At 64.6% G+C, this 20,550-nt stretch carries 21 protein-coding genes; 12 read left to right on the forward strand and 9 right to left on the reverse strand.

Annotated elements, in window-relative coordinates:
* Nucleotides 1-4 precede the first annotated feature (4 nt).
* From F2P46_RS19985 to F2P46_RS20025, 9 genes are all read left to right on the forward strand, one after another.
* A complete protein-coding gene (locus F2P46_RS19985) occupies nucleotides 5-406 on the forward strand; it encodes a PPC domain-containing DNA-binding protein (RefSeq protein WP_166893379.1) in 402 nt (133 codons plus the stop codon).
* A complete protein-coding gene (locus F2P46_RS19990; RefSeq protein WP_166893381.1) occupies nucleotides 396-1,220 on the forward strand; it encodes an NAD-dependent protein deacetylase in 825 nt (274 codons plus the stop codon). Before F2P46_RS19985 ends, F2P46_RS19990 begins: the two co-directional genes overlap by 11 nt.
* Before the next feature lie 111 nt (nucleotides 1,221-1,331).
* A complete protein-coding gene (locus F2P46_RS19995) occupies nucleotides 1,332-3,524 on the forward strand; it encodes a TonB-dependent siderophore receptor (RefSeq protein WP_229509367.1) in 2,193 nt (730 codons plus the stop codon).
* 16 nt (nucleotides 3,525-3,540) lie between these two features.
* Nucleotides 3,541-5,721: a TonB-dependent siderophore receptor gene (locus tag F2P46_RS20000; protein ID WP_166893383.1), complete on the forward strand. Its 2,181-nt coding sequence runs from the start codon at nucleotides 3,541-3,543 to the stop codon at nucleotides 5,719-5,721.
* Between the two features lie 18 nt (nucleotides 5,722-5,739).
* Nucleotides 5,740-6,468: a DUF4198 domain-containing protein gene (locus F2P46_RS20005; protein ID WP_166893385.1), complete on the forward strand. Its 729-nt coding sequence runs from the start codon at nucleotides 5,740-5,742 to the stop codon at nucleotides 6,466-6,468.
* 1 nt (nucleotide 6,469) lies between these two features.
* Nucleotides 6,470-6,775: a DUF3649 domain-containing protein gene (locus F2P46_RS20010; protein ID WP_166893387.1), complete on the forward strand. Its 306-nt coding sequence runs from the start codon at nucleotides 6,470-6,472 to the stop codon at nucleotides 6,773-6,775.
* Nucleotides 6,772-8,382, forward strand: a complete 1,611-nt coding sequence (locus F2P46_RS20015; RefSeq protein ID WP_166893389.1) for a PepSY-associated TM helix domain-containing protein — start codon at nucleotides 6,772-6,774, stop codon at nucleotides 8,380-8,382. Before F2P46_RS20010 ends, F2P46_RS20015 begins: the two co-directional genes overlap by 4 nt.
* Nucleotides 8,379-8,735 carry a DUF3325 domain-containing protein gene (locus tag F2P46_RS20020; RefSeq protein WP_166893391.1) on the forward strand — a complete coding sequence of 119 codons (357 nt, stop codon included), beginning with the start codon at nucleotides 8,379-8,381 and terminating at the stop codon, nucleotides 8,733-8,735. Before F2P46_RS20015 ends, F2P46_RS20020 begins: the two co-directional genes overlap by 4 nt.
* A 71-nt stretch (nucleotides 8,736-8,806) precedes the next feature.
* A complete protein-coding gene (locus F2P46_RS20025) occupies nucleotides 8,807-9,331 on the forward strand; it encodes a lipocalin family protein (RefSeq protein WP_166893394.1) in 525 nt (174 codons plus the stop codon).
* On the opposite strand, the gene nadC is transcribed toward F2P46_RS20025, so the two are convergent.
* The 4 genes from nadC to F2P46_RS20045 all read right to left on the reverse strand — a co-directional run bounded on the left by nadC (nucleotide 9,321) and on the right by F2P46_RS20045 (nucleotide 13,677).
* Nucleotides 9,321-10,187, reverse strand: coding sequence for a carboxylating nicotinate-nucleotide diphosphorylase (gene nadC / locus F2P46_RS20030; RefSeq protein WP_166893396.1), 867 nt, complete (start codon nucleotides 10,185-10,187; stop codon nucleotides 9,321-9,323). The genes F2P46_RS20025 and nadC overlap by 11 nt on opposite strands.
* Nucleotides 10,184-11,317, reverse strand: coding sequence for a quinolinate synthase NadA (nadA, locus tag F2P46_RS20035; RefSeq protein ID WP_166893398.1), 1,134 nt, complete (start codon nucleotides 11,315-11,317; stop codon nucleotides 10,184-10,186). The genes nadC and nadA overlap by 4 nt, the downstream gene beginning before the upstream one ends.
* A 160-nt stretch (nucleotides 11,318-11,477) precedes the next feature.
* Nucleotides 11,478-13,076: an ABC-F family ATPase gene (locus tag F2P46_RS20040; RefSeq protein ID WP_166893400.1), complete on the reverse strand. Its 1,599-nt coding sequence runs from the start codon at nucleotides 13,074-13,076 to the stop codon at nucleotides 11,478-11,480.
* Between the two features lie 250 nt (nucleotides 13,077-13,326).
* The gene (locus tag F2P46_RS20045; protein ID WP_208296703.1) at nucleotides 13,327-13,677 is read right to left on the reverse strand and encodes a hypothetical protein; all 351 of its coding nucleotides are present in this window, start codon (nucleotides 13,675-13,677) and stop codon (nucleotides 13,327-13,329) included.
* A 324-nt stretch (nucleotides 13,678-14,001) separates the two neighbouring features.
* Between F2P46_RS20045 and F2P46_RS20050 the strand changes: the two genes are divergently transcribed.
* Nucleotides 14,002-14,355, forward strand: coding sequence for a hypothetical protein (locus F2P46_RS20050; RefSeq protein WP_166893404.1), 354 nt, complete (start codon nucleotides 14,002-14,004; stop codon nucleotides 14,353-14,355).
* Between the two features lie 24 nt (nucleotides 14,356-14,379).
* Here the strand turns inward: F2P46_RS20050 and F2P46_RS20055 are convergent, their stop codons facing one another.
* A complete protein-coding gene (locus F2P46_RS20055; protein WP_166893405.1) occupies nucleotides 14,380-14,976 on the reverse strand; it encodes a hypothetical protein in 597 nt (198 codons plus the stop codon).
* A 232-nt stretch (nucleotides 14,977-15,208) separates the two neighbouring features.
* Between F2P46_RS20055 and F2P46_RS20060 the strand changes: the two genes are divergently transcribed.
* Together F2P46_RS20060 and F2P46_RS20065 are read left to right on the forward strand one after the other, a co-directional pair.
* The gene (locus tag F2P46_RS20060; RefSeq protein ID WP_166893408.1) at nucleotides 15,209-15,736 is read left to right on the forward strand and encodes a porin family protein; all 528 of its coding nucleotides are present in this window, start codon (nucleotides 15,209-15,211) and stop codon (nucleotides 15,734-15,736) included.
* Between the two features lie 73 nt (nucleotides 15,737-15,809).
* Nucleotides 15,810-16,181, forward strand: a complete 372-nt coding sequence (locus F2P46_RS20065; protein ID WP_166893410.1) for a nuclear transport factor 2 family protein — start codon at nucleotides 15,810-15,812, stop codon at nucleotides 16,179-16,181.
* Nucleotides 16,182-16,194: 13 nt separating this feature from the next.
* On the opposite strand, the gene F2P46_RS20070 is transcribed toward F2P46_RS20065, so the two are convergent.
* Genes F2P46_RS20070 through F2P46_RS20085 form a run of 4 tightly spaced genes read right to left on the reverse strand, consistent with a single transcriptional unit; the run spans nucleotide 16,195 to nucleotide 20,483 of the window.
* The gene (locus F2P46_RS20070) at nucleotides 16,195-17,376 is read right to left on the reverse strand and encodes a DUF418 domain-containing protein (protein WP_166893412.1); all 1,182 of its coding nucleotides are present in this window, start codon (nucleotides 17,374-17,376) and stop codon (nucleotides 16,195-16,197) included.
* Nucleotides 17,373-18,650, reverse strand: a complete 1,278-nt coding sequence (locus tag F2P46_RS20075) for an FAD-binding oxidoreductase (protein ID WP_166893414.1) — start codon at nucleotides 18,648-18,650, stop codon at nucleotides 17,373-17,375. The genes F2P46_RS20070 and F2P46_RS20075 overlap by 4 nt, the downstream gene beginning before the upstream one ends.
* Nucleotides 18,643-19,560: a muramoyltetrapeptide carboxypeptidase gene (ldcA, locus tag F2P46_RS20080; RefSeq protein ID WP_166893416.1), complete on the reverse strand. Its 918-nt coding sequence runs from the start codon at nucleotides 19,558-19,560 to the stop codon at nucleotides 18,643-18,645. The genes F2P46_RS20075 and ldcA overlap by 8 nt, the downstream gene beginning before the upstream one ends.
* Nucleotides 19,557-20,483: an alpha/beta fold hydrolase gene (locus F2P46_RS20085; protein ID WP_166893418.1), complete on the reverse strand. Its 927-nt coding sequence runs from the start codon at nucleotides 20,481-20,483 to the stop codon at nucleotides 19,557-19,559. Before F2P46_RS20085 ends, ldcA begins: the two co-directional genes overlap by 4 nt.
* Nucleotides 20,484-20,550: the final 67 nt, after the last annotated feature.

The raw sequence follows: 20,550 nt of genomic DNA on the forward strand, positions 1-20,550 counted from the left end.
GTTCATGAAGACACTTCCTCTCAGACTCACGCCGGGGCAGGACTTGCGCGCGGCCCTGGCCGGCGTGCTGGCCGAACAAGGCGCGCAGGCCGGCTTCGTTTTGCAGGGCATCGGCAGCCTGCGCGGCGCGCGCCTGCGCCTGGCCGGGGCGCTTGAGGCGACAGATCTGCAAGGCGACATCGAAATCCTCACCCTGGCCGGCTCGCTCTCGCCGGACGGCCCGCACCTGCACATGGCGCTGGCCGATGCCGCCGGGCGCGTGCTGGGCGGCCACGTGCTGGCCGGCTGCACCATCCGCACCACGGCCGAAATCTTGATCGCCCTGCTGCCCGGCCACCGCTTTGCGCGCGCGCCCGACGCCGCATCCGGCTTCGATGAACTGGTGGTGCATTCGCATGACTGCTGACGGCGACGCCCTTGCCGGTTTCGTCGAGCGGCACCGGCGCATCCTGGTCTTGAGCGGCGCCGGCATGAGCACCGCGTCGGGCATTCCCGACTACCGCGACCGCGATGGCGTGCGGCGCGGCAGAACGCCGGTCCAGGGGCCTGAGTTCCGCAAGATGGAGGCTGTGCGCAAGCGCTACTGGGCGCGCAGCATGGTCGGCTATCCGGCCTTGTCCGCCGCCGCGCCGAACGCCGGCCACGTCGCGCTGGCGCAGCTGCAAGCGCTCGGCAAACTCGGCGCCCTGATGACGCAGAACGTCGATGGCCTGCACCAGCGCGCCGGCAGCGCCGATGTCCTCGAACTGCACGGGAACATCCACAAGGTCGTTTGCCTCGACTGCCACGCCAGCTTTCCGCGCACCTTCGTGCAGGAGCAGCTGGTCGAGGCCAATCCGGCGCTGGCCGGGGCCGTGGCCACGCCCGCGCCGGACGGCGACGCCCACCTCGAACCCGATGCGCTGGCCGAATTCCACCTGCCGTACTGCGTGCACTGCGGCGGTACGCTCAAACCCGACGTGGTGTTTTTCGGCGACGGCGTGCCCGCCGACGTGACGCGCGACGCGCTCGAACGGATGAGCGACGCCGACGCCCTGCTGGTCATCGGTTCCTCGCTGGTGGTCTATTCGGGCTTTCGATTCTGTCGCATGGCGTTCGAGACCGGCAAGCCGATTGCCGCCGTCAACCTTGGTAAAACCCGCGCCGACGATATGATATCGCTCAAAATCGAAGCCGGCGCAGAAATGACCTTGCCCCTCTTGTTCAGCCGTTTAGCATAAAGCACCATTGCCTGAATGGAATCAAACGGCTATAATTGAGAATAATTCTCATTCAACAGCCAGCCGCCGGATCGTTCAGCCAGCCATTGCACTCTTCTCAAGGATGGCTCCATGGCGCACCACACACCTTTCGGCCCGGCGTACGCCGGCGCCGCGCACTGTAATCCCCTTCCCCTGGCCACAGCGGTCCGCTCGGCCCTGATATTCGCCGCATTGGCCGCTCCCGGCTCGCTGGCGTTCGCCAACGACGTCGCCGACGATGCCGCCGCCATCGCCATGCCGGTCATCACGGTCGACGGCAAGAAGGAAGACAACGGTTACGTCGCCCGCCGCAGCGGCGCCGGCACCAAGACCGATACGCCGCTGATCGAAACCCCGCAGTCGATCACCGTGATCCCGCGCGAACGCTTCGAGGAACAAGGCGCGCAAACCCTGCGCCAGACCCTGAACTACAGCGCCGGCCTGGTATCGAGCTACTTCGACAGCCGCGCCGACGCGGTCACCTCGCGCGGCGGCAATCCGGCCTTGCTGCAGGACGGCGTGCAATCGAACTTCGGCAGCTATAACACCACCCGTCCCGACCCGTACACCCTGGAGCGGGTCGAAGTGCTGCGCGGGCCGTCGTCGGTCCTGTACGGCCAGGGCGGCATCGGCGGCGTGGTCAACCTGGTCTCCAAGCGGCCAATGGCAAGCTCGCAGCGCGAAGTGCAGGTACAAATCGGCAGCAACAGCCGCAAGCAGGTTTCGCTCGACATCAACCAGGTGCTGGACAACGACGGCCACTGGCTGGCGCGCCTGGTCGCCGTGGGCCGCAACAGCGGCACGCAGGTGAACATGGTGGACGACGACCGCAAATTGATCGCCCCCTCGCTGACCTGGGCACCCAATGCGAACACCTCGCTCACCTTGCTGGCCCTGCGCCAGGAAGACCAGAGCGGCTCGATGATTGGCTTCTTCCCTTGGCAAGGTACGCTGCTGCCGACCAAATTCGGCCAGATTCCGACCAGCCTTTTCACCGGCGAACCGGGCTACGACGCCTACGACACCGAGCAGACCGCGCTCGGCTACCTGTTCAGCCACCGCTTCAACGATGCCCTGAGCGTGCGCCAGACCCTGCGCAAAACCAAAAGCGAAGTCGATTACCGCAGCGCCTACACCAGCTTCACCGCCGTTGCGGCGACCGGGCGCCCGGCGCGGCCGGTGTTCAACGCCGACCAGCGCACCATCAACCGCGACCTGACCCAGAACCTGAACAACCTGGAAACGCTGATGGTCGACACCCAGTTCGAAGGCAAGCTGGCCACCGGTCCGCTGCAGCACACGATCCTGTTCGGGGCCGACGTGCAGCGCGTCGAAACACGCCAGGCCAGCGGCCGTGGCGCGGCCGCCCCGCTCGACGTGTACGCGCCGGTGTACGGCAACTACACCGCGCCGGCATCGCTGGCCCACCTGCCGGACACCAAGCTGCGCCAGAACGGCTACTACGTGCAAGACCAGGTCAAGTACGGCCCGAAATGGGTAGCGGTGCTCGGCCTGCGCCACGATGGCGTGAGCAACGATGTCGAAGGGCGCGCCAGCGCGCGCACCGACGACAGCGCCAACACCAAGCGCGTGGGCCTGCTGTACCTGGCCGACGGCGGCTGGTCGCCGTACGTCAGCTACGCGGAATCGTTTTTGCCGTTGGGTGGCGTGGACCTGGCTGGCAAAGCGTTCCAGCCGCAGCGCGGCGAGCAGTGGGAAGCGGGCCTGAAATGGCAGCCACCCGGCCGCAACCTGATGACCACTTTGGCCGTGTACGACCTGCGCGACACCAACCGCAAGACCAGCGACCCGGCCAACCCGCAAAACAGCATCCAGATCGGCGAAGTACACGTGCGCGGGCTGGAACTGGAAAGCGTAGGCAACCTGGGCCGCGACTGGGACTGGACCGCCGGCTACGCCTACACCGATGCCACCGTCTCGCGCAGCAACGGCGCCGACAACGGCAAGCGCCTGAGCGGAATCCCCAAGCACAACGTGTCGGCTTGGCTCACGCACCGTTTCACGGTGGCGCAGCGGGATGGCTTTAGCGCAGGCGCCGGCGTGCGCTACCTCGGCTCCTCGATGGACGGCCTCGATCAACTCGAAACGCCCGACATCACCCTGCTTGACGCCATGCTCTCGTACAGCAGCGGACCGCTGCGGGTGGCGCTCAACGTCACCAACCTGACCGACAAGGTCCAGATTTCGACCTGCCTGGCCCGTGGCGACTGCTTCTACGGCCAACGCCGCGCCGTCGCCTTGAGCGCCCGCTACACTTTTTAAGCTTCCCTGAATGAACATGACTTTACATCCCCTCGCGCTGGCCGTCCGCTCGGCGCTGCTGTTTTCCCTGGCCGGCGCCGCGCATGCCGCCGCCCCTGAAGCCGCGCTTGATGACGCTCCCGTCAGCGTCGTCGAAATCCGCGGCGACACGGACGACAGCACCTCTTACGGCGCGCGCGCCGCCAGCACCGCCACGCGCTTTAACTTGTCGCTGCGCGAAACGCCGCAGTCGGTCACCGTCATCACGCGCCAGCGCATGGACGACATGAACCTGACCAGCATCGCCGACGTGCTGGTGCAAACACCCGGCATCACCGTGCAGGAGAACGACACCGAGCGCACCGGCTTCTCGTCGCGCGGTTTTTCGATCAGTAACTTCCAGGTCGACGGCGTGGCCGCCAACTACAGCTCGGGCAACAGCGCCCTGTTCGACACCGCGCTGTACGACCGCATCGAGGTGGTGCGCGGCGCGACGGGGCTGGTCACCGGCGCGGGCGATCCGTCTGCCACCATCAACATGGTGCACAAGCGCCCGACGCGCCAATTGAGCGGCTCGTCCTCGGTCAATGTGGGCTCGTGGGACATGCGGCGCGTGCAGGCCGACATCTCGGCGCCCTTGAATGAAGCAGGGACGGTGCGCGCAAGCTTGATTGGCGTGGTGCAGAACCGCCATTCGCACCTGGACCTGTACAAGGAGCGCAAAATTGTCGCCGGCGTGCTGGTCGAGGCTGACCTGGGCCGCGACAGCCTCTTGACCGTCGGCGCCGACTACCAGCACAACACGCCGAAAGGCACGACCTGGGGCACCACCCCGCTGTTCTTCAGCGACGGCACGCCGGCCAAGCTGCCGCGTTCCTTCAACGTGGCGGCCGAGTGGAGCAGCTGGGAGCGCACCTACCGCAATGTGTACGCCAACCTCGAACACCGCATCAACGACGACTGGAAGGTGAAAGTCTCGTACAACCGGCTCGATTCGACTTCCGACGGCGCCCTGTTCTACGGTGGCAGCGGCTATCCGAACCGCGACGGCAGCGGCCTGACCGCGTGGATAGGCGCTTTTCCGTATGAAGAAACACAGGATAACCTGGACCTGTACGCCACCGGCGGCTTTACCCTGTTCGGCCGCAAGCACGAACTGGTCGCTGGCTGGAACGGCTGGCGCCGCGAGGGCGTGAGCCCTGCGGTCGCCACCGAAGATCCGTTGCCGTTTTCGCTGGCGATTCCGGACTTGCGCAACTGGACCGGCAAGGTGCCGCAACCGACAAGCTGGCGCACCGGCGCGAGCAGCGCAGCGGTGACGGAGCAGTCGGGCGCCTACCTGGCGGCGCGCCTGCGCCTGGCCGATCCGCTGCAGGTGATCGGCGGCGCGCGCCTGAGCACCTGGAAGACCCGCACCGACAACTTCAACACCAGCGGCGGGTTTGTCAACGCCACCGGGCGCTACGCATCGAAGGACGTGCTCACGCCGTACGCCGGCGTGGTGTTCGACCTGGCCCCGAACACCTCGCTGTACGCCAGCTACAGCGACTTGTTCAAGCCGCAGAACTACAAGGACAAGGATAACAACTTCCTTGACCCGGTCACCGGCAGCAACGTGGAAGCGGGCGTGAAGGCCGAATTTTTCGGCGGCCGCCTGAACGCCGCCGTCGCCGTGTTCGAAGCGAAGCAGGACAACCTGGGCGAGGAAGACAGCTCGGTGCCCCAAGGCGTGTTCCTGGCGGATGGCACCCGTCCCTACATCTCGACCGGCAAGGGCACCAAAAGCCGTGGTATCGAAGCAGAGGTATCGGGCTCGCCGTTGACGGGCTGGCAGCTTGCGGCCGGCGTCACGCGCAGCACCTCGCGCAACGCCAAGAACGTCCTGGTCAACACGATCCAGCCGCGCGACATGGTGCGCCTGACCAGCACCTGGCGCCTGCCGGGCGAATGGCGCGATGTGACGATCGGCGGCGGCGTGAACTGGCAGAGCGAGATCTATGTAATGGCCACCAGCCCGGCCGGCAAGGTGCGCACCAGCCAGGCGGCGTACACGCTGCTCAACCTGATGGGCCGCTACCAGATCACGCGCCAGCTCTCGGCCGGCGTGAATATCAATAACCTGCTCGACAAAACCTACTACCGCAAGGTCGGGTTCTACAACGGCGGCTATTACGGCGAGCCGCGTTCGGTGTCGGCCAACCTGCGTTATCAATACTAATCACAACAAGGACAAACCATGAACCAGCTCGCACGCTCCCTCCTCGCCACCTTGCTGTGCGGCGCTTTTGCCAGCGCCAACGCGCACCAGATCTGGATCGAACAGGATGGCAAGACCGCCTCCGTCTATTTTGGTGAATTCGGCGACAACCTGCGCGAAGCCTCGCCCGGCCTGCTCGACAAATTCGTCGCGCCAAGCGCCACCCTGGTCGGCGCCGGCGCCGCCCGCACGCTGAAACTCGACAAGACCGCCGGCGCCTTCGTGCTGTCGGCCCGCGCAACCGTTGGCCAGAGCATCATCGCCGAAGAAGCGAACTACCCGGCCTTTGAAAAGAAAACCGGCGACACGGTCGTGCGCTCGATCTGGACCCCGGCCGCGCGCCTGGTCAACGGCAGCGCCGCGCAGCAGGCGCGCCTGACGCTCGACATCGTCCCGACCGGCAAGGCGGGCCAGTTCCAACTGAGCTACCAGGGTAAGCCGCTGGCCAAGACCAAGGTCGGCGCGGTGGCGCAATCGGGGTGGGCCAGGGAAGCGCAGAGCGATGAGCAAGGCATGGTCAACTTCGCCATGCCGTGGAAAGGCACCTACGTGCTCGAAGCGCACCACACCGACAAAACCGCCGGCCAGCGCGACGGCAAACCGTATGACGTGGCTACCTACGTCACCACCATGAGCATGGTGCAGACAGTGGGCGCCGCCGCCATCGCCGCGCCGCCGGCGGCCAAACCGAACGTCAATACGCCGTAACATGCGCCTGCCCGCCCCTCTCGCTTACCGGCTCGGCGTCGGCTCGCGCGCGCTCGCCGCCATCCTCGGCGGCTACCTGCTGGCGGCGGCGGCCAGCGCCCTGCTTGCGCTGCTGCTGCCGCGCGTGATCGGTACCGGACGCGCCGACGCCGTCATCGTCGCCACCCTGGCCTCGTTCGCCATCTACACCGGTGCCGTGATCTGGGTGTTCGCCGCCCGCAGCGCCACGCGCGCCTGGCTTGGCCTGCTGCTGCCGGCGGCCGGCATGGCCGCCATTGTCTATCTTCTGTACCGGAACGTCCCATGAAAGAAAATCTTCGCCAGTCGATGGCCTGGCTGCACACCTGGTCCGGCCTGTTGACGTGCTGGGTCCTGCTGGTGATCTTCGCCGGCGGCACCGCCAGCTACTACCAGGAAGAAGTCACCTTGTGGATGGAACCGGAACTGCACAGGGTGGCCGCCGGCAAGGCCAGCAGCGTCGACGCCGCCGGGATGGCCGTCAAGGCGCTGCAGGAACGCGCAGCGGACGCGCCGCGCTGGTTCATCAACCTGCCGACCGCGCGCAACGGGGCCGTGCGCATCGCGTGGACCGCGCCGCCACCGCCCGAGGGCGCGCCGCGCAAGCGCCAGCGCCTCAAGTCGGCCCTGATCGATCCGGTCAGCGGCGCCGCGCTGGCCGAACCGCGCGCCACGCGTGGTGGCGAGTTCCTGTACCGCCTGCACTTCGACCTGCACTACATGTCACCCCTGTGGGCGCGCTGGATCGTGGGCTTTTGCGCGATGTTCATGCTGGTGTCGATCATCAGCGGCGTGATTACGCACAGGCGCATCTTCAAGGACTTTTTCACCTTCCGGCCGAACAAGGGCCAGCGCTCCTGGCTGGACGCGCACAATGCCACGGCGGTGCTGGCACTGCCGTTCCACCTGATGATCACCTACACCGGCCTGGTAACCCTGATGTTCATGTACATGCCGGGCGCCGCCCAGGTGGCGTACAAGGGCGACCGCGAGAAATTTACCGAAGAAGTATTTCCGAGCGCCGGCAAGCCGGCCAAGACGCCGGGCGAGGCGGCCGTGCTGGCGCCGCTGCGGCCGATGCTGGAGCAGGCCGAGGCCCATTGGGGCGGCGGCCACGCCGGGCAGATCATGGTCAATCATCCGAACCACGCCAACGCCAGCGTGTCGATCACGCGCGCGGGCGGACGCGATCTGTCGTACAAGCAGCCGGCGATGCAGTTCGAAGGCGTCACTGGCGCCAGGCTGGCCAGCGCGGGCGAGCAGCTGGCGCCGCCGGCGGCAACGCACGGCGTGATGTACGGCCTGCACGTGGCGCGCTTTGCGGAGCCGCTGCTGCGCGCGCTGTTCTTCATTTCCGGCCTGGCCGGGTATGCGATGGTGGCGACCGGCGCCATCCTGTGGGCGGTCAAGAGCCGCCAGACGCAGGCCAAGGCGCTCAAGGCTGGTGCGCGCATCGGTTTTGGAACGCGTTTGGTGGAGGCGTTGAATATCGGCGCGATTGCCGGTTTGCCGATTGCGATGGCCTGCTACTTCTGGGCCAATCGCCTGCTGCCGGTCGGGATGGATAAACGGCCGGAGAACGAAATCGCCGTCTTCTTCGCCGCCTGGGGCGCCGCCGCGCTGCTGGCGCAGATCAAGCCGGATCGCGCAATGTGGCGCTTGCAGCTGGCCGCCGGGGCGCTGCTGTTCGGCGCGATCCCGCTGCTTAATGTGTTGACGACCTCGTCGCACCTTGGCGTGACCTTGGTCGACGGTCCGAGCGCCGTGGCGTGGTTCGATATCACGGTGCTGGCACTGGGCCTGCTGCTCGCTTATGGCGCGCTGCGACTTGGGCGCGGCGGGGTCAAAAAAGTAAAAACAGCGGCGGTCAACGCAGCGCTCGAGGTGGCGTCATGAGCGGCGTATTGTATATGGTGGCGGTGTTCGCGCTCTGTCATGCCGGCTTCGGTGCGCTGAGCGTGGCGATGCAGCGGCACTACGCCGACATGCACGGTCGCGGGCAGGAAGCGCCGCCGGCGTTGCGGCGGCGCTTGCAGGCTGCCGGCGCGAGTGCGCTGGCGCTGGCGTTTGCCGCCGCGGTGCTCAAGGGTGGCGCCGGGCACGGCACCTTGACATGGCTGGGCGCGATGACGACGGCGGCGCTTGCGCTGGTGATGTTGCTGACCTACGCGCCGCAGCGGGTGGCGCGGCTGGCGCAGGCGGCCGGCGCGATCGGGATGATCGCGTTCTTGCTGGGCGGGCTCGCTTAGCAAACGCGCAAGGCGCTTGGCACCCCCTGGGCTACAATCGAACCCGACATTCTTAAAGTGCGGGGTTCATGATGAAAACATTGTTCGTGGCGATGGCGTTCCTGCTCGCCGGCTGCGTTTCCAAGCCGCAGGGAATCGAACCGGTGGCCAATTTCGATTCGGACAAATATCTCGGTAAATGGTACGAAATCGCGCGACTCGATCATTCCTTCGAGCGCGGATTGAGCCGGGTCACGGCCGATTACAGCATGCGCGATGACGGCGGCATCAAGGTGATCAATCGTGGCTATAACGCCGAGAAGAAGGAATGGAAGCAGTCCGAGGGCAAGGCGTATTTTGTCGAGAAACCGGATGTCGGCTACCTGAAGGTGTCGTTCTTCGGTCCCTTTTACGGTTCCTATATCGTGTTCGACCTGGAACGCGACAATTACGGCTATTCGATGATCAGCGGCCCGGATAAATCGTATTTCTGGCTGCTGTCACGCACCCCGACAATGGATGAGGCAACAAAAAAGCGCCTGGTCGGTCAAGCCCAGGCGCTCGGTTTCGATACCTCGAAACTGATTTATGTCGATCAGTCCGCGCTCAGTCAATAATCCGCAGCGAGAAATCGGTGGCCTTGATGTCTTTGGTCAGGCTGCCGATGGAAATACGATCGACGCCAGTTTCGGCAATCGCCCGCACGCTCTCCATATTCACACCACCAGAGGCTTCCAGCAAGGCGCGGCCGGCATTGAGTTCGACCGCGTGGCGCATCGTCGCCAGTTCGAAGTTATCGAGCAGGACCGAGGTGGCGCCGGCGTCCAGCGCTTCGCCCAATTGAGCCAAAGTTTCCACTTCAATTTGAATCGATACGCCGGCATCCAACGCCTGGGCGGCGGCCAGCGCCTTGCCCACGCCGCCGGCGGCCGCGATATGGTTTTCCTTGATCAGGATGCCATCATAGAGCGCCATGCGCTGGTTCTTGCCGCCGCCGACCCGCACCGCGTACTTTTGCGCCTGGCGCAAGCCCGGCAGGGTTTTGCGCGTATCGAGGATGGCGGCCTTGGTGTCTTCGACGACCTCGACATAACTGCGCGTCACGGTCGCCACGCCCGACAGCAATTGCATGAAGTTCAGCGCGGCGCGCTCGGCCGTCAGCAGGGCGCGCGGCGGCGCTTCGATGGTGCAGACCACGCTGCCGGCGTTCATCAGATCACCTTCGGCATATTGCCAGTCAACATCGATACTCGGATCGAGGGCCAGCATCACGCCTTCGAACCACGGGCCGCCGCAGAGCACGGCTTCTTCGCGCACGATGACGCGGGCGCGCACGCGGGTGTCGTCCGGCACCAGTTTGCCGGTCAGGTCGCCGCTGCCGACATCTTCCAGCAAGGCGGCCAGCAGGTTCGATTCGAACGCGGTTTGCAGCGCCGCATCAAAGACGGCGTAGGGATTTCGTAAATTGCTCATGCTGGGCCTACTCCGGAAAACAGGGTTGCTTCATTGGCCAACGGGCTGGTCGGCAAGGCTTTGGCTTTTTTCGCTGCGGCGAAGTCGAGCATGCGGTCGATGGCGCGCACGGCTTCCTTGCCCACTTGCGGGTCAACATGGATTTCGTTGCTGCCGCTTTCCAGCACATCGGCCAGGTTTTGCAGGCCGTTCATGGCCATCCACGGGCAATGCGCGCAGCTCTTGCAGGTGGCGCTGTTGCCGGCCGTTGGTGCTTCGATGAAATGCTTGCCCGGTGCGGCGGCGCGCATCTTGTGCAGGATGCCGTTATCGGTGGCAACGATGAAGGTGGTGGCGTCCATTGTTTGCGCGGCGTTGATCAGCTGCGTCGTGGAGCCGACCACATCGGCCAGGGCCACCACATTGGCGGGCGATTCGGGATGGACCAGCACGCGCGCCTCGGGATGCTCGGCCTTGAGCAGGTCGAGTTCGATGCCCTTGAATTCGTCGTGCACCAGACAGGAACCCTGCCACAGCAGCATGTCGGCGCCGGTTTGCTTTTGAATGTAGGAACCGAGGTGCTTGTCCGGCGCCCACAGGATTTTCTTGCCCTGCGCGTGCAGGTGGGCCACGATGTCCAGGCCGATTGACGAGGTCACCATCCAGTCGGCGCGGGCCTTGACGGCGGCGCTGGTGTTGGCGTACACCACCACCGTGCGGTCGGGATGGGCGTCGCAGAAGGCCGAGAATTCGTCGGCAGGGCAACCCAGGTCGAGCGAACAGGTGGCGTCCAGGTCGGGCATCAGGATGCGTTTTTCGGGACTGAGGATCTTGGCGGTCTCGCCCATGAAGCGCACGCCGGCGACGACCAGCGTTTTAGCCGGATGATCGCGGCCGAAGCGCGCCATTTCGAGCGAATCGGAGACGCAGCCGCCGGTTTCCTCGGCCAGGTCTTGCAAGTCGCCATCGACGTAATAGTGGGCGACGAGCACCGCTTCGCGCTCTTTCAGCAGGCGCTTGATGCGCTCCTTGAGTGCGGTTTTTTCGGCGGCGGACGGCGTGGCCGGGGCGCGTGCCCAGGCTTGCGCGGTGCAGCTCAGGCCGGCTTGGGGATGCTCGTATTCAATGGATTTGATAGGGAGAATATTCATATCGGTACTATCTCACAAGAGAAGATTCGTTGCAGGGAGTACCCGCCGAATGACGCGCGGGCACCTGGGTGCCCCACCTGGGTGCCCCACCTTGGTGCCCCACCTTGGTGCCCGCTGCGCCACACAGGATCAACGGGGCGCCAGGGCCCCGCTTTCACTCTTAGTCGATGCCCTGGCTGGTCAGGTAATCTTCGTAGTTGCCGCGGTAGTCGACGATTTCGTTTTCCTTGATTTCGAGGATGCGGTTGGCCAGCGAGGAGACGAATTCGCGATCGTGCGAGACGAAAATCAGGGTGCCGGTGTATTTTTCGAGCGCAATGTTAAGCGACTCGATCGATTCCATGTCCATGTGGTTGGTCGGCTCGTCGAGCAGCATGACGTTGTGGCGGCCGAGCATCAGCTTGCCGTACATCATGCGGCCTTTTTCACCGCCGGACAGCACGCGTACCGATTTCTTCACATCGTCGCCGCCGAACAGCAGGCGGCCGAGGATCGAACGCACGGCCTGGTCGTCGTCGCCTTCCTTGGTCCACTGGCCGATCCAGTCGGTGAGGACGGCGTCGGTGGCGAATTCTTCGGTCGGATCTTGCGGCATGTAGCCGACGTTGGCGTTCTCGGCCCACTTGACCCTGCCGGTGTCCGGCTGCAAACCGGTCAGCTCGGCGCCGATCGAGCGCAGCAAGGTGGTTTTGCCGGCGCCGTTGGCACCGATGATGGCGATGCGCTCGCCGGCTTCAACCATGATGCTGAAATTCTTGAACAGCTGACGGTCGTACTTCTTGGAAATGCCTTCGACTTCCACCGCCAGGCGGTGCAATTTCTTCTCGGCGTCAAAGCGCACGAAGGGATAGGCGCGCGACGACGGTTTGATGTCGTCGACCTTGATCTTGTCGATCTGCTTGGCGCGCGATGTGGCCTGGCGCGCCTTGGACTTGTTGGCGGCGAAGCGGCGCACGAAGTCTTGCAACTCGGCGACTTTTTCCTTGGCCTTGGCGTTGTTGGCCAGTTGCTGGTTGCGCGCCTGGGTCGAGGCGAACATGTACTCGTCGTAATTGCCCGGATACACCTTCAAGGTGCCGTAATCCATGTCGGCCACGTGGGTGCACACCTGGTTCAGGAAGTGGCGATCGTGGGAAATGATGACCATGGTCGAATTGCGGTCGTTGAGCACGTCTTCTAGCCAGCGAATCGTGTTGATGTCCAGATTGTTGGTCGGCTCGTCGAGCAGCAGGATGTCGGGATTCGAGAACAGGGCCTGCGCCAGCAGTACGCGCAGCTTCCAGCCCGGCGCCACGGCGCTCATCGGCCCCTGGTGCTGGTCGATCGAGACGCCGGCGCCGAGCAGCAGTTCGCCGGCGCGCGCTTCGGCCGAGTAGCCGTCGTATTCGGCAACCTTGCTTTCGAGCTCGGCCGCGTGCATGTAGTCGTCGTCGGTCGCTTCCGGGTTGGCGTAGATGGCGTCGCGTTCGGAGATGGCGTTCCACAGCTCGGTGTGGCCCATCATCACCACGTCGAGCACGCGCATGTCTTCGAACGCGAACTGGTCCTGGCGCAATTTGCCGAGGCGCTCGTTCGTGTCGAGCATGACGTTGCCGCCCGACGGCTCGAGGTCGCCACCGAGGATCTTCATGAAGGTCGACTTGCCGCAGCCGTTCGCGCCGATCAGGCCGTAACGGTTGCCGTCACCGAATTTGACGGAGATGTTCTCAAACAGCGGCTTGGCGCCGAACTGCATGGTGATATTTGCTGTGGATAACATGCGTGATGGGTCTCTTGCGAATGGAAACAGGCGCTGGGCGCGAATCGGCCATTATACAATATGCGCCGCCCGCCACTGCCCGCAGGAGCGAAAAACGAGGCCGGAGGGCACAGTCTTCGCCGACGCACTTGACCACGAGGAAAACACGGCGCCGACTTTGCGCTGGACAAGGCTGCGCATCGGGCGCGATGGCGACGCCGCCGGCGCTTGCCCGGCCAGCGACCATTCTGGGTGGCGCCAGTATTGATCACTAGTATTGATGTACGTCGATTTCGATCAGCTTGCCCGCCGCATCATAATAGAGATCGAGATAATCCACGTCCGCCCCGATACCGCTGCAATAGCCGAGCGGGTATTGGTCTTTGTTGCCGTGACCGTCAGGCGCCTTGCCGAGAAGTTCAAGCACCCGTTCGCGCCGCATGCCGACGCTGATGACCTTATTGACGATATCGTCAGCCATGCCGCCCCGCATGCAATTGGACAGATCGTAATCGGTCATCGGCGCTTTCCATATCTTCGGATCGAATTTGTCGCCGTTAAAAGGCGATAATATCGCGCCCAGCACTTTGAAAATTCCGGTGAGCAGGATAATCAATAACACGGGGACCACGATTTTCCTTGCCTTGCTTGAAATGTGCATTCATTGACCGATCTGGCGTTGTCTTTAATATGTGCGATTTTTGGTGATTGAAGCGGCAGACTGTCCGCTTGGCGTGGGCCGGCATCATCGCAATGTTGCCATTGAACTATGTCACGTCAAACTTCCTCAACGCTTGATTTGTAAGTTTTATCGTCACTGCATCGCGCCCCGCCCGGCAAGCAGTGGCGGGAAAAATTTCCCTGCATTCGGTCGAACCCGGGCGTGAAATGGCTGTCAAAAAACACATAGGACGGCCTTACCACCCAACGCGAAGAAGAATGCGTCATGCCGACACTATTTGCGCTCCTCTTTTCATCCCTTGCCATCGTCATGTCGTCGCCGGCGATCGCTTCCGGCACTGTCAATCTTGACGAACCTGGCGCCTTGGCGCGGCTTGAACGCGACAATCCTGCGCATGCCCGTTCCATTGGGCGGATTTTGCAGGCAGCGCCCAAGTTCACACCGCGCCATCTCGCGCAATGGATGAGAACCAGCTTCGATGCAGACATGGTGTCGACGCAGCTGATGAAGACAAGCAACCCACCCCAGTCCCGGCTGTCATTCAAGCTCGGCGATACGCAATACAAGGCGACCGTGACGCTCGATGCGGTGGGCGCCATGCGGGTGCCGGCGGGCTGAGGTGACTTTGAAGGGCTGAAACCGTCAAGCCGGCGCGGACGGTGCGCGCTTGATGCCGAAGTCGCTCGCCTTGATTTTTGCCATCCGCCCATCCGGGTGGTGCCAGACGATGCCTTCGATAAGATGCTCGCTCAGGTACTCGCGCAGGGCGGCGAAGCTGCGCGGGCAGTCCGGCAACTCATCTTTGCCGTGCGGAACGAGGATATGTTCCGCCAGCCGTTCCGGATTAGCGCCATGGCGGGTGCCGATTTTCGGGCCGCAGACTTCATATGTTCCGTCAGGGACCGCCCCGCCGGCAAACAGTTCGCGCATGCCCCATGCAATGCCCTCGTTGATGCGCGCCGAATCCGGCGCCACCGCAGGCACCCAGCCCGGCCAGTGACCGGTGGCGTCGTCGGCCGCCGGCTGGGCCGGCATGAAGTCGGCTGGCGGCGTGCGTCCGGCCTTGGCGTCGTAGCGTTTGTAGACAAGGCCCTCGGCGACCATGACTGCCATGCCATCCCACTTGCGGGTCGCCATGCCTTCGCCAACGGCGACCCACGCGGCGTCCGGAACGATCTCGTCGCGCACCTGGCGGTCGCCATCGTAGTTACGTTGAAACAGAGAGACGATTTTCTTCATACGGTCCTATTCTGGCGCGATAATCGGCTCGCGCCTGCCCTGGTTAACGGATCGGATAGCCGTGTATATACATATACAGATCCGATTAATGCGCAAGAAACGCACTAATCTTACCGCATTATGTTGTATGTATAACAGGATTAACACTTTTATCATTCCTCCGGCTATAATTTCGCGCAGCAATAGCCCAATTCCGCGTCAGGCTATTGCACCAACCTACCCGGAATATTTTATGCGAATGATATTGAGCAGCGTACTTGTCGCACTGGCCGCCGGCGTCTCCATGCCGGCTTCAGCGGTGGAAAACGGACCTGGCGTCTACGCCGGCGTTCAACTCGGCCAGGCATCCTCGTCGAATGACCGGTATGAACGCGACGATTTGTCGATCGGCCTGCGCACCGGTTACCAGATCAACAAGCACATCGGCGTCGAGCTATTCAGCAATTCCCTCAGTTTCATCGAGGTCGGCTATGGCTTCAACCGCAACGAGCCTGCCCACCCGGAAGAGCATTACGGCATCGCTGTCACGGGCACCTTTCCTTTGAACGAACGCTTCGACCTGACCGGCCGCGCCGGCATCGGCCGCACCAAGATGCATGCGGTCGTGGTCGGCAAGGACGACTATAACGAAACCGATCCGAGCATTGGCGGCGGCGTGCGTTTCAATTTCAATCCGCACTGGTCGATGAACGCCGAAGCGATGCGCCTGACCAAAACCAAGGTAACGGTTATCTCAACCGGATTTCGCTATCAGTTCTGAACCAGTCAATACATAAGGGGACCTCGACAAGCTACTGCGGGGCGCAGTTTTCGAGGCCCCATAAGGGAGTGCAATGAACGAAGCACAAGAGCACATTATCGGTTTGGAAGAACAATTGCGGCTCGCCATGCTCAGCGCCGACGTCGACGCGCTCGATCGCCTGATTGCGCCGGACTTGCTGTTTACCACGCACATGGGCCAGATCATCGGCAAGCAGCAAGACCTCGACATGCACCGCTCCGGCCTGCTGAAGTTCCGCGCGATCGAAGCGGGCGAGCGCATTGTCGCGGCGCACGGCCCGGTGGGCGTGATCTCGGCGCGCATGAACCTGGTTGGCAGTTTCGGCGAGTCGCAGTTCAACCTCGACCTGCGCTGCACACGCACGTGGCGCCAGGCCGATGACGGTCAGTGGCAAATCCTCGCCGGCCACATGAGCATCGCCTGAGCGGTCACGCGCTTCAGCCGCGTGCGGCGAAGCGGCGCCACACCGCCTCCATCGGTCCCTGTGTGTGGCGGCGCATCCACCAGCGGCTGAACACGGCCTGCACCACCATCAGCAGCAGGCACACGCCGAGCAGTCCCGCGTGCGACAGCAGCGCGCCAAGACGCAGCCCGGTGCCTTGCAGCAGAAGGCCGAACAGCACGGACTGCGCCAGGTAATTGGTCAGCGCCATGCGCCCGACCGGCGCCAGCGACCGCGCCAGGGCCGCCAGCACCGGTTCCGGCGCGCGCATCACCAGGGCCACGTAGCCGGCCGCCATCAAGGGTCCGGCCACTTCGACGAGAAACGAGACAAATGCCGCCATCGGCCCGGCCGCGTGCGGATCGATGGCGTCGCGCAGCGCGGCCCAACCCCACCACAGGTTCACCGGCACGCCCACCCACAGCGCGGCCAGCAGCACCCTGCCCCATACCGCGCGATGGTGCCCGGGCTGCGTGAGCCAGCCCAGGCGCACGCTGACCACGCCCATGAGGAACAGCAGCGCCACCTTGGGCAGGAAAAACAGCGAATTGATCAGGTTGCCCCAGAAGTCGGACAGCCGCTCGCGCGCGATCGCGACCAGCGTTCCCTCGCTGTACACCGCGTGCGTGCGCGCGATTTCGTCCACGCCCCAGGTGACCGCTTCCGGCGGCATGGTCATCAGCTGGTACGTCAGGTAGGCCATGAAGACCAGTACCGCGACATTGAGCACGGCCATCCGGCGCAGCGAGGCGACGATGTCCGACAGCCTGCGGCCCGCCTGCGTGAGAAGCCAGAAGCCGCAGATCGCGTACACGGTGAGAATATCGCCGAACCACAGAAAGGAACCATGCAGCACGCCGCACCCGAGCAACCAGGTGAGGCGCCGGCGATAGGTGGTCTTGATGCGATCGAGCCGCGGCCCCGGAAAATGCCGTCCTCCCGTCTGCAGCGCGAAGCCCGCGCCGAACAGGAATGCAAAGATCGGATAGAACTTCTGCTCCGCAAACGCGGCCACCACGAACACCACCAACTGGTCGAGCAGCGGCGCATGCTCGCCGATGACGCCGTAGCGCGAGAAGTTGTTCCCGATCGCGAAGCCCCACACGTTCACCAGCATGATGCCGAAGACGGCGATCCCGCGCAGCGTATCGATGCGCACCGAGCGCACTGCCTTCATTGGCGCATCCAGTCGCGCAGTTCGTAGTACCAGTAGGTCATCTGGGCGGCGGCCAGGCCGGCACGGCCGCCGGCCGCCGGCAGGCCCCACGCGGCAAAGCGCGCCAGCGCAGCGCCGTCGCCGGCGATGGCGGCCGCGAGCACTTCGCCGGCCACGGTGGTCGGCGCCACGCCATGGCCGCCGAAGCCCATGCCGTACCACAGGCCATCGGGCAGGCGCCCGATCTGCGGCATCTGGTGGCGCGCGTAGCTCATCATGCCGCTCCACGCATGCGTCACGCGCACGCCGGCCAGTTGCGGGTAGACCTTGAGCATATCCTGCTGCAGCAGGCGCGCGACGTCTGCGCCGTCGCGCTCGCGCACCGCGATGCGCCCGCCCCACAGCAGACGCGTGTCGGGCAACGGGCGGTAGTAATCGAAGGCGAAACGGGTGTCGTAGACGGCCGCGCCGGTGCGCATTGCCGTTTGCAGGCGCTCGCCCAGCGGCTCGGTCACCATCACGTAGGTGGCGATCGGCAGCGCCGCGCGCGACAGGCGCGGATGCAGTTTTTCGATGTAACCGCCGCAGCACACGACCACGTCGCGTGCGCGCACGCTGCCGGCGGCCGTGGTTACGAGCCAGCCCTCGCCGTCGGCGGCGATGCTGGCGACCTTGCTGTGTTCATGCACGCGCACCCCGTTTTGCGCCAGCACGCGGGCCAGCCCCTGCGCATATTTGAGGGGATGGAAATGAAACGCGGCCGGCTCGAACAGGCCGCCGAAATAGCGCGTCGAATCGAGTTTTTCGGCCAACTGCGCGCGCGAGACGCGCTGCCATTGAACGCCCATCTTCTCCATCATGAAGCGCTGCTGCTCGTCGAGCAGGCGCGCATCGTCGAACCAGTTGGCCAGGTACACGCCTTCATGGCGGGCGTCGCAGTCGATGGCGTAGTCGTCGATGCGGCGGCGGATGCGCAGGGCCGCGTCGAGCGTCATCTGGTACAGGCCGCGCGCGGCATCGACGCCGACGCTGGCGACGATGCCGCGTTCACCGAGCGAAAAACCGCCGAAGACAAAGCCGCCGTTGCGTCCGGAGGCGCCGTGGCCGACGCACTGCGCGTCGAGCAGCACGATATCGCGCACGCCGCGCTCCATCAGGCCGATGGCGGTCGCCAGGCCCGCAAAGCCGGCGCCGATGATGCATACCGCCGCATCGAGCGGGCCGGCCAGCGCGGGATAGGCCTGGCCAGGCGACGTGGCCCGGTAGTAGTCGTGCGCCGCCAGGGCCTCAGGCATGCGCGATGGTCGGATAGTCGCTCATGGCCAGCGTGAAGCCGGCGGCGTCGGAGACCAGTTGCGCGCGCGCGCCGAACGGAATCGTCACGCGCTGCGGCGTATGCCCGAATTGCAGGCCGGTGAGCACGGGAATCGGCAGGTTGGCGCGCAGGTAGGCCAGCATGGCGTCAAAATCGTAGCCATTGTCGGCGGGCGAGAGGCGGTAGCCCGAAAAATCGCCCAGCACCAGCGCCTTCTGGCGCGCCAGCACGCCGGACTGCTGCAGTTGCAGCAGCATGCGCTCGATCCGGTAAGGATGCTCGTTGATGTCTTCGACGAAAACGATGCCGTCGTCGATGCGCGCGAACCACTCGGTGCCCAGGAGCGAGATGAGCATGGCCAGGTTGCCGCCCCAGATCGTGCCTTCGACTTCCAGCTGCGGATTGCCGCTCACGCAGGCGCGCACGACATGGCGCGGGCCTTGCAGGCAGTGCCAGAAGTCGTGCTGCGTGAACGCCACCGGTTCGGCGGTCCCGAAGTCGCTGTAGAACATCGGTCCGGCGTAGCTTTGCGCGCCGGTTTGCGCCATCAGGCCCATATGGAAGACGGTGAAGTCGCTGTAGCCGACAAAGATCTTGCCGCTGTCGGCCATGCGCGCGAAATCGATGCGCGGCAGCAGGCGCGTGAGACCGTACTGGCCGCGCAGCGCCATGACCACCTGCACCTGCGGGTCGCTGGCGGCGGCGTTCAACTGCGCCAGGCGCGCCTCGTCGGTGCCGCCGAAGCGCTGGAATACCTTGTCGGCCTCGAAGTAATTGTGGACGGTGTGGCCCTGCGCGATGAGGGAGGCGATGCCGCGTTCGATGACGGCATTGTCGCGGCCAAAGCCGCTCGGGGCGACGATGGCGATGCCGATGGGGGGGATGTTCACTGTTTTTCGAAAAGCCGCGCTGTGGAGTCGGGGCTTATCTTACCGTGCGCGTGCTCATCGATCAAGGCGAGCAGCCGTTCGATCAGTTGCGGCGGCAGGTCGTGGCCCATGCCCTCGATGACGTGCAGGCGCGCGCCGGGCACCAGGCGCGCCGTGTCTTCGCCGCAGGCCAGCGGCACCAGCGGGTCGGCCGCGCCGTGGATGACCAGCGTGCGCACGCGGATCGACTTGAGCAGTTCGCTGCGGTCGCCCGTGGCCACGATGGCGATCAGCTGGCGCGCCAGCCCTCCGGGGCACAGGTTGCGCCTGATGGCGTGCGCGATGCGCTCGCGCAGCAGGCGTTCGGGGGTGGGATAGGCGGGGCTGCCGATGACGCGCATGGTGTGCACCATGTGGTTGACCAGGCTGTCAAGGTCGCGCGTATTGCGCGGTGGACGCATCAGCAGCGCGCGCGCTTCTTTGCGCGGGCCGGGCAAGCCGCGACGCCCACTGTCGGACATGATGGACGTGAGGCTGATGACGCGCTCGGGATGGCGGGCCGCGAGGATTTGCGCGATCATGCCGCCCATGGAGGCGCCGACCACGTGGGCGCGCGCGATACCGAGGGCGTTGAGCACGCCGAGCGCGTCAGCGGCCATGTCGGACAAGGTGTAGGCGCTGCGCTGGGGCCAGCGCAGCAAGCGCTTGAGCCAGGCCAGCGACAGGCTCGGTGTGCCGGCATGCTCGAATTTGGTGGACAAGCCGCTGTCGCGGTTATCGAAGCGGATGACATGGAAGCCGAGGTCGACCAGGCCTTCGACGAAATCGTCGGGCCAGGCGGTCAGTTGCATGCCTAAGCCCATGATCAGCAGCAACGGCGTGTCCTTGGGGTCGCCTGCTGTTTCGTAGGCGATCCGGATCCCGTTGGCGGTAAGAATAGGCATGCTCAGCTTGAAGACGAGTGATTGGTTAGGCCGCGTGACACGCGCCATGCATGCGGCGGAACAAGAC

It is taken from the genome of Massilia sp. CCM 8734 (assembly GCF_011682155.1).
In the GTDB taxonomy this organism is placed as follows: Bacteria; Pseudomonadota; Gammaproteobacteria; order Burkholderiales; family Burkholderiaceae_D; genus Telluria_A; species Telluria_A rubra.